Annotated in this window: 11 protein-coding genes; 2 read left to right on the forward strand and 9 right to left on the reverse strand. The window is 58.9% G+C overall.

Annotated features, from left to right (window positions below; genetic code table 11):
• Nucleotides 1-205: 205 nt before the first annotated feature.
• Nucleotides 206-814 (forward strand): GyrI-like domain-containing protein, encoded by a 609-nt coding sequence (locus PHW99_RS15660; RefSeq protein WP_300179624.1) that lies wholly within the window; start codon nucleotides 206-208, stop codon nucleotides 812-814.
• 69 nt (nucleotides 815-883) lie between these two features.
• On the opposite strand, the gene PHW99_RS15665 is transcribed toward PHW99_RS15660, so the two are convergent.
• From PHW99_RS15665 to PHW99_RS15705, 9 genes are read right to left on the reverse strand one after another with little or no spacing between them, the layout of a single operon-like run.
• Nucleotides 884-2,668: an HD domain-containing phosphohydrolase gene (locus PHW99_RS15665; RefSeq protein ID WP_300179626.1), complete on the reverse strand. Its 1,785-nt coding sequence runs from the start codon at nucleotides 2,666-2,668 to the stop codon at nucleotides 884-886.
• Nucleotides 2,669-2,691: 23 nt separating this feature from the next.
• Nucleotides 2,692-3,906, reverse strand: a complete 1,215-nt coding sequence (locus PHW99_RS15670) for a diguanylate cyclase (RefSeq protein ID WP_300179630.1) — start codon at nucleotides 3,904-3,906, stop codon at nucleotides 2,692-2,694.
• Between the two features lie 10 nt (nucleotides 3,907-3,916).
• A complete protein-coding gene (locus PHW99_RS15675; RefSeq protein ID WP_300179633.1) occupies nucleotides 3,917-4,663 on the reverse strand; it encodes a response regulator in 747 nt (248 codons plus the stop codon).
• A 45-nt stretch (nucleotides 4,664-4,708) separates the two neighbouring features.
• Complete coding sequence (locus PHW99_RS15680; protein WP_300179636.1) at nucleotides 4,709-5,611, reverse strand: ATP-binding protein; 903 nt, start codon at nucleotides 5,609-5,611, stop codon at nucleotides 4,709-4,711.
• A complete protein-coding gene (locus PHW99_RS15685; RefSeq protein WP_300179639.1) occupies nucleotides 5,601-6,398 on the reverse strand; it encodes an MBL fold metallo-hydrolase in 798 nt (265 codons plus the stop codon). The genes PHW99_RS15680 and PHW99_RS15685 overlap by 11 nt, the downstream gene beginning before the upstream one ends.
• A 25-nt stretch (nucleotides 6,399-6,423) precedes the next feature.
• Nucleotides 6,424-7,431: an ATP-binding protein gene (locus tag PHW99_RS15690; protein ID WP_300179642.1), complete on the reverse strand. Its 1,008-nt coding sequence runs from the start codon at nucleotides 7,429-7,431 to the stop codon at nucleotides 6,424-6,426.
• A gap of 28 nt (nucleotides 7,432-7,459) precedes the next feature.
• Nucleotides 7,460-8,812, reverse strand: coding sequence for an ATP-binding protein (locus PHW99_RS15695; protein ID WP_300179645.1), 1,353 nt, complete (start codon nucleotides 8,810-8,812; stop codon nucleotides 7,460-7,462).
• Complete coding sequence (locus PHW99_RS15700; protein ID WP_300179648.1) at nucleotides 8,809-10,254, reverse strand: ATP-binding protein; 1,446 nt, start codon at nucleotides 10,252-10,254, stop codon at nucleotides 8,809-8,811. The genes PHW99_RS15695 and PHW99_RS15700 overlap by 4 nt, the downstream gene beginning before the upstream one ends.
• A 55-nt stretch (nucleotides 10,255-10,309) precedes the next feature.
• Nucleotides 10,310-11,701, reverse strand: a complete 1,392-nt coding sequence (locus PHW99_RS15705; protein WP_300179651.1) for an ATP-binding protein — start codon at nucleotides 11,699-11,701, stop codon at nucleotides 10,310-10,312.
• 339 nt (nucleotides 11,702-12,040) lie between these two features.
• Between PHW99_RS15705 and PHW99_RS15710 the strand changes: the two genes are divergently transcribed.
• On the forward strand, nucleotides 12,041-12,345 hold a 305-nt coding region (locus PHW99_RS15710; RefSeq protein WP_300179654.1), incomplete at its 3' end, for an alpha-ketoglutarate-dependent dioxygenase AlkB.

Genomic DNA, 12,345 nt, shown 5'->3' on the forward strand with positions numbered 1-12,345 from the left:
AACGAGGCTGGATTATGCGTGTGACGATGCCAGCCCCGATCTGTCCACCCCCATCCTGTTTCGCAGCGCCTAAATGCTGGCGCACGCTGCAACTGCGCAAGATTTGTCATGCTGCTGCTTCTAAACTACCGGCCATGTCCCACCCCCATGAGAAACAGCCGCCTACCGGTCGCGACTTCCGTATTGGCAGCCAGCAGGAGAATTCGTGAACAAGATTGATCTCAAGAAGGACTGGAAGCACTTGTATCAACCCAGCGCACGCGAGGTCACGCAAGTGGAGGTTCCGCCACTGAAATACCTGATGGTGGACGGCGAGGGTGATCCCAACACATCGCCAGAATATGCCCAGGCGGTAGAGGCCCTGTTTGCGGTGTCGTACACCGCCAAGTTCATGCTCAAGAAAGGGCCGCAGGCGCTGGACTATGCCGTCATGCCGCTCGAAGGGCTTTGGTGGGCGGATGACATGTCGGTCTTTGCGGGCAACGACAAGGCCAGGTGGCAGTGGACCATGATGATCCTGCAACCCGCCTTTGTGGCCGATGACACCATCAACGCGGCCATGGCCGAGGTGCGGCGGAAGAAAAAACTGCCCGGCGTCGACAGGCTGCGCCTGGAAAATTTCTCCGAAGGCCGTTGTGCCCAGATCCTGCACCTTGGCCCTTTCTCTGAAGAAGGACCCACCATCGCACGGCTGCATGCCTTCATCGACGCACGATCAGGTCGCCGGGGAAAACACCACGAGATTTACCTGAGCGACATCCGGCGCGCCAACCCGCAGAAGTGGAAAACCATTATCCGGCACCCCATGCAATGACGGCCAGGTACCCGCCCCGTGCAGCTGGCTGGCATCGCGCACCGTGGCCCGCTTCAGCTGAAGTTAGCGTCACTTTTCACCCCAGCTGAATCCGTGCTCGGTGAAGAGCCGCAAGCAGGCGTCCACGGCAGTGGGTTCGTATAACTTGCCTTTGTTGGTGCTGATTTCATGAAATGCGGCATCCAGGCCACGCGCGGCGCGATAGGGGCGGTGGCTTGCCATGGCCTCGACGGTGTCCGCGACCATCAGAATCCTGGCTTCCAGCAGGATGTCGGGCGACTTCAGGCCTTGCGGGTAGCCGGAGCCATCCAGCCGTTCGTGGTGTTGCCATACGGCCTGGGCCACCGGCCAGGGAAATTCGATGTCTTTCAGGATGTCGTAGCCGGCGCCCGAATGGCCTCTGATCATGGCGATTTCCAGAGCGGACAGGGTACTGGGCTTGCTCAGGATTTCGGCTGGCAGGGCGATCTTGCCGATGTCGTGCAGATAGCCGATGACTCGCAGTCCTTCAACCTGCCGCTCGGGCAGGCCCATTTCCTTGCCAATGGCACAGGCCAGCTGGGCCACGCGCCGCTGATGCCCGGCGGTATAGGGGTCGCGCAACTCCACCATGCGCGCAACCGCCTCAACCGTGCCATCCAGCGACTTGCGCAAACTGGCGAGGGTGGCATGTAGCCGCTTGTCCAAACGCAAAGCATGTACGCCCAACGCGATATCGTTGGCGACTTCGAGCAGAAAGTTGATGATTTCCTCACTAAAGGCATCGCGCCGCCCGGAATAGGCGGCCAGCACACCCATCGTCTCGCCATCGCTGGCCAGCGGTACCGCGGCCGCGGATTTGAGTTGCCAGGTTTGCACGATTTCCCGCCACGGCAGATAGCGTGTATCGTGCTCGATATCGGTCACTACATTGGGTACCGCTTCGCGCGCCGCAACGCCCATGACCCCACCGCCAAATTCGGAGCCGTCCCAGCGCACGACCAAGTCGGCCATCATTGTTTCGCTGAAACCAGCCCAGGCAACGTGGTTGAGCGTATGGTCCGGTTGCCGCAGGCTGATGATGACGCCAATGACGTCCTCCAACCCCTTCAGCGCCTCACACACAAAATGGTATAGCGCTGCCTCGCTCTCGGCGACCAGCAGATATTCGTTGATGTTGCGGATGGTCAGCAGCAGCAGATTGAGCCGTCTGAGCCTGGCCTCATCCACCTTGCGCTCAGTGATGTCGAGCAGGTGGATGCGGACCATCTCGCTGTGCGGAACAGGGTAGAGGAATTGTTCGAACGTGGCGTTATCGACGTTGACCTCGCGTACCATCTGTCGGTCCTCACCGCTGGCCGCAGGGAGATATCCCAGCTCGGCAGGGGCGGGCTGCCCCACTGCCAGTCTGGGGAACAGTTGCTTGGCCGCCGGGTTCAGGTAGGTGATGACCCTGGCGGCATCCACTTCCATCACCGGATTGGGGTCCATGGTGGGGAACGATGCCAGCCGCAAAATCTCCTGCTGCGCCTGCTGTCGGTCAATCGCGTGGCGGATGTGCAGCAGCAGATCGTCCATCGCATAGGGTTTGAGCAGATAGGAGAAGGCGCCCTTGTTGGTTGCCTCGACCGCCGTGTCCAGCGAGGCGTGGCCGGTCAGGATGATGGCTTCGGTGAGCGGGGTGGCGTGTTTGATGCGTTCCATGACTTCGATGCCGGACATGTCCGGCAGCTTGAGGTCGAGTAGTGCCACGTTGAAAAAAGTGTTCCCCGCCTCCGCAATGCCCAGCGCCCCGGTTTCTGCTGCGCCGGCCTCAAAACCCTTGAGGCGCAGGATGTCGCACAGGGTTTTTCTCAGCTTCGGATCGTCGTCCACTACCAAAATTCTGGGTTTGCTGGTCACTTGGCGGTCACCTCTCCGGTCAGGGCCTCAACCCGGTTCCTGCCTTGGGCCTTGGCTCGGTAAAGCGCGTCGTCCACCCGCTTCAGCAGCGCATTCAGATCATCCTGTGGCTCGAAGGAGGCAACCCCGAAACTGACCGTCAGGTGATCACAGTGATGGAAGTGGTACGCGGCGATTGTCAGCCGCAATTTCTCGGCAGCGTCACGGGCGGCTTTCAGGTTCGATTGCGGCATCAACACCATGAATTCTTCACCACCCCAGCGCGCCAAGACGTCGTTGCTGCGGATGTTTTGCTTGACCAGGCTGGTCAGGGCCTGCAGCACATAGTCGCCGACATCGTGGCCAAATGTGTCATTCACGCGCTTGAAAAAGTCGATGTCGTACATGATCACGGACATCGGTGCGCCATACCTTTTGGTGCGCTCCACTTCAGCCGCCAGCACAGTGGAAAAATACCGACGGTTGGCGATGCCGGTGAGGCTGTCGGTGGTGGCCAGCAGATAGATTTCCTGCTCAGAGCGCTTGCGTTGGGTGATGTCCAGAACGTAGATGCGGATGAGGTCGACCTCCTGCACGTAGGACACATGCAGCTCATAGGTGGCCTCGCCGACCATGGTCTCAAGGGTGCTGTCCCCAGGCTGCTTGCCATGCCAGAGCGCGGTAAGCAGTGCCTGCGAACCCTGCAACAAGGGGTGCGACAGGCCTTGCATGTTCAGCTCGGGAAATAGCCGTTCAGCCGCCGGGTTGAGATAGGTCACCTCACCGGCAAGGTTCAGTTCAATGACCGGGCTGGGAAGCAGGCGTGGGAACGACGCCAGGCGCAAGATTTCCTCGCGCGCCTGCTTGCGCTCGACCGCATGGCCGATCTTTTGCAGCAAGTCATCCATCTGGTAGGGCTTGAGCAGATAGGCAAATGCCCCTTGACCGGTGGCGGTGATGGCGGTGTCCATCGACGCATGCCCGGTCAGGATGATGGCCTCTGTCAATGGTGTGATCGTCTTGATGCGCGCCATGACTTCCAGACCGGCGATGTCCGGCAGCATCAGGTCGATCAGCGCCAGGCTGAATGTCTGCTGCTGTGCTGTAGCGATGGCCTGTGCGCCATTGGCTGCCACAGCGGTTTCGTAACCCTTGACCCGCAGGATGTCAGCGAGCGTCTTTCTCAGGTTCGGGTCGTCATCGACGATCAGGATCTGTGGTTTGGCTTTCACGATCTGTTCCCTAGGACGAGACCAGCAGGTTTTGCAGCTTCCTGATCCGGATGTCTTCGATCAGCTGGAACAGGGCATTCATTTCCAGGGGCTTGTAGAGGCAGGTGTAGGCGCCAATCTTGTCTGCCCGTTCAATGGCGTCCGTCATTTCCTTGCGGTAGCCGGTGACCAGCACCACCGGTTTGGTAGGGTATTTCGCTCGCACCTCTTTGAGCACGTCCACGCCGTTCACTGCCCCCAGCTTGAGATCAAGCAGGACGATGGCCAGCTTGTAGTTTCGGTCCAGGTGCGTCATCACGTTGTCGGCCGCGGTTTCGGTTTCGACGTGGAACCCCCTGAGGGTCAGAATGTCCTTCAGGGTTTTGCAGAATTCGGGATCGTCGTCCACCACCAAAATACTCTCCTCCTGGCCCAACAGGGAAAGAAAGGAAAGAATCACGGGAAAGTTGAGGGGCTTGCTCAGGACCGCATAGGCACCAGCGCGTTTGGCCGCCTCCATGAGTTCATCGGTGGCATAGGCGCTGACCAACACGATCGGCAGTGTGGGGGTGATCTCGCGCATCTGTTTCATCGCCTCGACGCCGTTGATGCCGGTCATCTTGATGTCCATCAGCACACAATCAGGGGGATCACTCTTGACTTTCTCCACACCTTCTTCGCCCGAATAGGCGGCGATAGCCTCGTGGCCCTTGAGTTTCAGGATGTCGCAGGTCGTCTTGACGATGCGACGGTCGTCGTCCACCACCAGAATTTTCATTTTCCGCTCCCGTTCACTCTCGTCTCAATTCGAGCGGCAGACCGCTTACGAATCCGCTGCAGTGAGCAGCGTGACGGTAAAGGCGCAACCCTTGCCCGGCATGTTTTCTACGCCCACGCGGCCGCCATTGGCCTGCGTCAGGTTCTTGACCACCACCAGTCCCAGGCCAACCCGGCGCACCTTGGTGGTGAACAGTGGCTGGAACAGCTTGCCCAGGTGCTCCGGTGCAATGCCGCCGCCGTTGTCCTTGATGCAGACCGTCACGGTTTTGTCCACCGGGTCTTCATGGGCCTGAATGTCCAGCGTGCCGCCCTGCGGCATTGCCTCCACGCCATTGGTGATCAGGTTCCAGAACACCTGGTGCATCTGTGCCGGGTCCACCCGGATGGCGGGGAGTGTGGTCGGGATGTCCAGATGCACGGTGATCGAGGGCGGTACATTGCACTTGCGCAAGGTTTGCTGCAGCAGACCGGCCAGGGTCACATCTTCCGGTTGGGGCGGTTTGGTACGCACGGCATCCAGCAGATCGGACACGATGCGTTCGGCTTCTGCAATCTCGTCCTTGATGATGCCCAGATATTCCTTGACGCTGGCGTCCGCATCGGCCAGAACGGCTTGCAGAAAATACACGGCATTGTTCATCACGCCCAGCGGGTTGCGCAGTTCGTGCCCGACCGTGTCGGCCACCTGGCCGAGCAGTGCGAGCTTCTCCTTGCGTACCAGGTCTTCCTGCGCTGCCAGCAGCAATTGCGTGCGCTCCTGAACCCTGGCTTCCAGCACCTCGCCCTGGTGTATCAGCAAGGCCTTGGTGGCCTTGAGCTCCTGCGCCGACTGGTCACACATTTGTCGCAGTCGTTCTGCCTGGTGCAGTCCTTCCTCCAGCAACTTGTTCCTGCGTTCCAGTGCATCAATCTTTTGCTGTAATTCGATGGGGATGTCACCCTCCATGATCATTCTCCAAGTCCGCGTAAATGATATCGGTGCCACAGTGCAACTGACGCAGATAGTCGAGGGCGGCTGCCACATGCTGGCTCCCGAGAATCGAGCCGTGTTGCGGCAGGATGGCGTCGATGGCGAGATGTTCGATGCGCTTGACAAAGCCCCTGGCAGCCAGATTCGAAGCCATGTAGTCCAGGTGGAACAGGTTCATTTTGGGAACGTGTTTTTCGAATGAATCCACCACCAGTGTCCAGTCCAGGTCCAGCGCCGCCCAGATATCGCCGGAGAACAGGTAGCGTGCCTGGGCGTCATAGGTCACGAACGCCCCCGGGAAATGGAGAAAGGGAGCCTCGATGAAATTCAGGCGAGCCCCCGAGGGCATGGTGTAGACCGGGTGCGAGCTGACGTCGCAATACCAGTAATCGGAGCGGCCATAGTGCGGCAGCAGCACCTGGGTGCGTGGTGTGGTGAACACCCGCATGGACGGATTGACAGCCAGCCAATCGGTCATGGAGGCGGCCACGTCAGGGTCCTGGTGGCACAGGACCATGCCGTTGACTTGTTCCGGTGGCAGGATTTGTGCGACCCGTCGTATCACCTGGGCAAAATGCCGCTTGCCGCCGGGATCGATCAAAATGGCTTCGTGATGATCCACGATGAGATAGGTATTGCAGCGAAAAGCCGTTTCGTCGGTGTTTCCGAGCCAGAAAATACGGTGCTCATTGGCGGCGTAGAGCGTGGTCGGCTGCGTCAGGTTCATGGCGCCGGTCAGATCTTTGACTGTGATTGCGTTCATATCACCCCTTCCTGTCAGATAACCCTTATACAGGCAAAACCAGGGTAAAGGTTGTTCCTTTTCCTGGTTCGCTGCGCACCTCCACCGTACCACCGTTGGCCTCGGTCAGGTTTTTGACCACCACCAGGCCCAACCCGATGCCGCGCGCCTTGGTGGTGAACAAGGGCTGGAACAGCCTGTGCTGTACCTCAGGCGCGATGCCACTGCCGCTGTCACACACGCCAATGGAGACGGTTGCCCTTGACGGATCTTCAAGCGCCCGGATTTCCAGCGTGCCGCCCTGTGGCATGGCTTCGGCACCGTTGTTGATCAGGTTGCGTAGCACCTGCTGCATCTGCTGCATCTGCTGGGCATCCACCTTCAGGGGTGGCAACGTCTGCGGAATCTCCATTTTGACAGCAATGGTGGTTGGCACAATGCATTTACGCAAGGTCTGCTCCACCAGTTCGTGTACATCCGTCACCTGCAGGCGCGGTGGCTTGGCGCGCACGGAGTCCAGCAAGTCGGACACGATGCGCTCGGAACCCGCGATCTCATTCTTGATGATGTCCAGGTATTCCCTGGTGGTCTCGTCGGCGTCGGTCAGCGCGTTTTGCAGGAAAAATACGGCGTTGCTCATCACGCCAAGCGGGTTGCGCAGCTCGTGCCCCACGCTGCCTGCGATTTGCCCCAGCAACGCGAGTTTTTCCTTGCGCACCAGTTCCTCCTGCGCCTTGATCAATTGCGCCGTGCGCTGCGCCACCTTGGCTTCCAGTTCCCCGTTGAGGCTGCGGACTTCGTTCTCCGCCAGCTTGCGACGCGCCCCTTCCTCGCGAATCTCGTCGAGCATGGCGTTTACAAACACCACCAGAAGCAGGCCATCAAGCAATGGGGTGAGTACCCCCGCAAACTCCAGCTCGGCGTTGAAGCGGCCATCCCACAGAAGATCAATGGTCATCACAATCATCACCGAAACCAGCACTGCTACAACCAGGAACAGTACGGTAAAGCGTAGCGAACTCACCTTGAGCAGCTTGTCAACGATCCGTTTCACCGCCTGTTGCAAAAGTTGGCACAGCCTTTTAAACATGGTCATTTCCCATTTCATCGGCACTCGGCAGCGTGACGGAAAACACGCTGCCCTTGCCAACTTCGCTCTGCACGTCCACTTTGCCACCATTGGCTTCAGTCAGGTTTCTTACCACCACCAGGCCCAGCCCGATGCCTCGCGCCTTGGTGGTGAACAGGGGCTGGAACAACTTGACCAGCACCTCTGGCGCCATGCCGGCACCGCTGTCGCACACGCTGACGGTGGTGGTGCCATCATGCTTGTTTTCCAACACCCGAATCTCCAGCGTACCGCCTCCTGACATGGCTTCTGCGCCGTTGTTGATGAGATTGCGCAGGACCTGTTCGATTTGCATGGCGTCCACCCGCAAGGGCGACAGCGTGGCCGGAATGTCCAGCTTGATGGCTATGGCGGGTGGCAGCTTGCATTTGTCCAGGGTCCGATCAATCAATGTTTCAACATCGACTGCCTGGACTTGGGGCGGTTTGGTGCGCACGGAGTCCAGCAGTTCCGCAACGATGCGCTCTGAATCCGCAATCTCGTTCTTGATGATATTGAGGTATTCCCTGGTAGTTTCGTCCGCGTTGACCAGCACGGTCTGCAAAAAATACACGGCATTGCTCATCACACCCAGCGGGTTGCGCAACTCATGCCCGACGCTGCCTGCCACCTGCCCAAGTACGGCGAGTTTTTCCTTGCGCACCAGTTCTTCCTGTGCCTGCAGCAATTGCTGGGATCGTTCTTGCAGATTCCGCAAGGCACGCTGCAGGCTACGCATGTTCAGGTAGGTCAGAATGCCAACGTTAAAAAACAGCATGATCAGCACCAGGGACATATGGACATACTCGCGGCCTGCCGCCCCCGGAACCAGTAGCGGCGTGTATAGCCCCGCCCGGGACAGGAGCAACATCAGCACGTAGTAGAGCAGCACGCCAGCGCTCATCCACAGCGCGGTTGCTGGTGTCAACAGAATCCCGCCGATGGTGGCCGTCCAGAAAAAGAGCACCCAGGCTGGGGAGACCAATCCGTCAAATACCCAGGCCGCCGCGCCGATGGTGATCAGGTTGACCCAAACATAAAGACGGATCATGGGCTGGATATGGCCACGCCGGGCCTGGATCAGACAGAAAACGGAAAGAGCAAACATGGCCAGGGGAAAGGCTGCCGCTATCCAGCTCACAGTCAGTGTGAGAAATCCAAGGGGTTTCATCAGCAAGAAGACGATGGACAGTGCCACGACAATGCCGGTGCTGATCACCATCAGGGTATTGAACAGTTGCCCCAACCGCGCCTCTTCCTCGTTGCGTGCTTTCACTGCGATCAGGCGCTCCCATCCCGCAGCGAGCCATGGCTGCGGATGGTTCATGGCGTTTCCCCTGCCGGAGGCGCGCTCGGCAGCGTGACGGAAAACACGCTGCCCTTGCCAACTTCACTTTCGACCTGGACATTTCCGCCGTTGGCCTGGATCAGGTTCTTCACCACCACCAACCCGAGCCCGATGCCGCGCGCCTTGGTGGTGAACAGGGGTTGAAACAGTTGGGCCTGCACGGGCGATGTCATGCCGGTGCCTGTGTCGCGCACGTGGATGGTGATGGTTCCCGCTGACCGGTTTTCAAGTGCAGCGATTTCCAGGGTACCGCCGTCCGGCATGGCGTCTACGGCATTGCTGAGCAGATTGCGCAGGGCCTGCTGGATTTGCAGGGCATCCACCCGCAAGGGCGGCAGTGTCGCCGGGATGTTCAGTTGAACGCTGACAGATGGTGCAACGGTGTATTTGCGCAAGGTCTGCTCTATCAGCTCCCTGACGTTCACTGTCTCGGCGCTTGGTTCTCTGGTGTGCACGGCGTCCAGCAGATCAGCCACGATTCGCTCCGAAACGGCGACCTCATTCCTGATGATGTTCAGGTATTCTTTGACGATGTCGTCCGCTTGCGGTAACACGGTCTGCAGAAAAAACACCGCGTTACTCATCACCCCCAGCGGGTTGCGCAACTCATGACCCACGTTGCCAGCCACTTGCCCCAGCATCGCCAGCTTTTCCTTGCGTACCAACGCCTCCTGCGCGGCCAACAGCTGTTGCGTCCGTTCCCGCACCTTGTTTTCCAGGTCCTCGTTCAATTGGCGGATCGCTTCGTCGGCCAGTGCGCGTTCGGTTTGGCGTTGTTGGGCGCGGCGGGCGAAGACGCCGAGAAAGAGCAGTCCAACGCACCAGACAACCCCATGTCCGGTTGCCAGCTTGAACTGAGCTCGTCCAGCGATATCACGGAAAGGCGCAAGAGAAATGGCGACATCAATACCACCTCGAATTTCTCCGACCTTGTAGCCCTGCTGACCATGGCATTTCAGGCAGCCTGGCTCGACGCCAAACGGCCGCATCGTGCGCAGGTGGGCAACGCCATCGATGTCACTGATCTCTGAAACCTCTTTTGCTCCCTGCTCCAGGCGCAGCAACGCACCGCGTTCCCACGCGTCCGGCGCATTGCCTGGATTGAGGGGTTTGAGGCTGGTGATGCGTCCTTTTTCACCGAGCGGACCGGAGAATCGGCTCTGCATTTCCCGCAGCATATAGGCAGGATTCATCAGGGTGAGATGCTTGCCGTTGGTGGTGGTGACGTCGCGGTCAGGCATGAAGGAAAGGTAGGGATTGGGCGGTGTCACCTCACTTGGGGGGACATACACCCCGCCATGCGCAGTTGCCCAATTGCGAAAGGCAATGTCCTTGTCGATGTAGGCATTCGCCTCGTACTGGGCGAGTTTCAGGCTTTCCTGGCTGATGCCATACATGCCCCATCCCAGGGAGCCGCCCACGATGGCGCTCCATGCCAACGTGGCCGCCAGGACATTGCGCCGAATGGCGGGAGCGTCATGCAACATGGTTGCATTCCTTGGTGCCGCACGGCAGTGTCACAACGAAGGTGCTGCCTTTGCCTGGTTCGCTTTGCACGGCGACGCTACCGCCATTGGCCTCGGTCAAATTCTTCACCACCACCAGCCCCAGGCCGATGCCACGTGCCTTGGTGGTGAACAGTGGCTGGAACAACTTGGACAGTACTTCTGGTGCGATACCGGTACCCGTGTCACGCAGGCCAATGGTGACGGTGCCGCTCGGAAGGTCTTTAGCCGCACGAATTTCCAGCGTGCCGCCGTCCGGCATGGCTTCCACGCCGTTGCTGATCAGGTTGCGCAGCACCTGCTGGACCTGCAGCGGATCAACCCGCAGCGGCGGCAGGGACTCGGGAATGTCCAGCTTGATAGTGACGGCTGGGGGCATGCTGAATTTACGCAAAGTCTGATCAATCAGTTCCCTGACGCCGACCGTTTCCGGGTGGGGTGGCTTGGTACGCACGGAATCCAGCAGATCGGAGACGATGCGCTCGGACCCTGCGATCTCGCTCTTGATGATGTCCAAGTATTCCTTGGTGGTCTCATCTGCATCGGCCAACACGGTTTGCAAAAAAAACACCGCATTACTCATCACGCTCAGCGGATTGCGTAGCTCGTGCCCGACGCTGCCAGCCACCTGCCCCAGCACCGCCAGCTTTTCTTGGCGTACCAATTCCTCCTGTGTTGCCAGCAATTGTTGCGTGCGTTCCTTGACTTTGCGGTCCAGATCCTCATTGAGCTGCTCCAGACGCTGATTGGCCTGTTGCAGTTCACGGGTGCGTGCTTGTACCTTTTCCTCCAGTTGCGCATTCAGGCGTTGCAGACGCTCTTTTTGCTCTACCTTGACGGTGTCGTAACGCTCAAAGATAAAAAACAAGGCGATCAAGTAGACACTCATGGTCAGCATGTCGATGTGGGAGTAAGCGGTAGCAATGGATGAAAACAGGGACACCGAGACAATGAACAGCAGGATCGAGAACAGGCAGACAAGACCCGCCCTGCGACCTTTCAAAAAAACCGCGGAAGCTGTCAGCAAAAGAAAGAGGGATGACCGTGTGGTGTTGTGCGGGGCCAATAAATAGATGGCAAAAAAGAGGATGGCAGCCAGCGTCAAGGCAATAAAAGCGATGCGCTCTACGGCTTCCCTGTGGTTTCGCAGGTAAAGAAGTAACGCCAGGGAAAGCCCGGCAAAACCGAAATCAATCAGCCCCATCAAGGCGCTTTCCTGCCAACGAACAAACCCCATGCCAAAGGCGACGACCCCGGCAAAGGAAAAGACGTTATTCAGAAAGACGACCTTGTGTTTGATGTCCTGCTCCTCTTCGGTGGCAAAAGGAACAACCGGCAACATCGCATTCAGGAAATTTTTCATGGCAGCGACACCAGGCGATGGACGGGGCGAATCAACTGAAGAGTGCGGTTTGGGTCGAAACGCTGCCGACGCTTGGTCTGGCGCAGGATGGTTCGGATATACACATCGATCTCCCTGGAGGATGAGCCACGTTGCAGCGCCGCCAGGACTTGCAGAATTTGGCAGACTGCACCCTATGGAGAATACGCCCCGATCGCCAGCGATGCAATGTGCCTGTGAATTCGTGGCAACGCCGGGCCCCGGTATCAGTGGGCGGCGGCAGCTGTTGATGCAAACAATGTGAAAATTTGCCTCTATCCCGCGTATATACTTGATAATAAGCTATCAAAAACATAGTAAATGGCAGTCATGGACCTGTTTGACGACCTGCCCCTTTTACCCGAGGACGTGTCCGTGCCGATCGCCCCGGGCGCGGTGCTGCTGCGTGGTTTTGCCCGCGCGCGGGAGGTGGCGCTGTGGCAGGCGGCGCAAGCGGTGATGGCCCAGGCGCCCTTGCGCCACATGCAAACGCCGGGCAGCCACACCATGTCGGTGGCCATGACCAATTGCGGCGCGCTGGGCTGGGTGTCGGACCCGCAGGGCTACCGCTACAGCACGCATGACCCGTTGTCTGGCCAGCCCTGGCCTGCCATGCCGGAGTGTTT

Origin of the sequence: Rhodoferax sp., from assembly GCF_028689305.1 — a bacterium.
In the GTDB taxonomy this organism is placed as follows: Bacteria; Pseudomonadota; Gammaproteobacteria; order Burkholderiales; family Burkholderiaceae_C; genus Rhodoferax.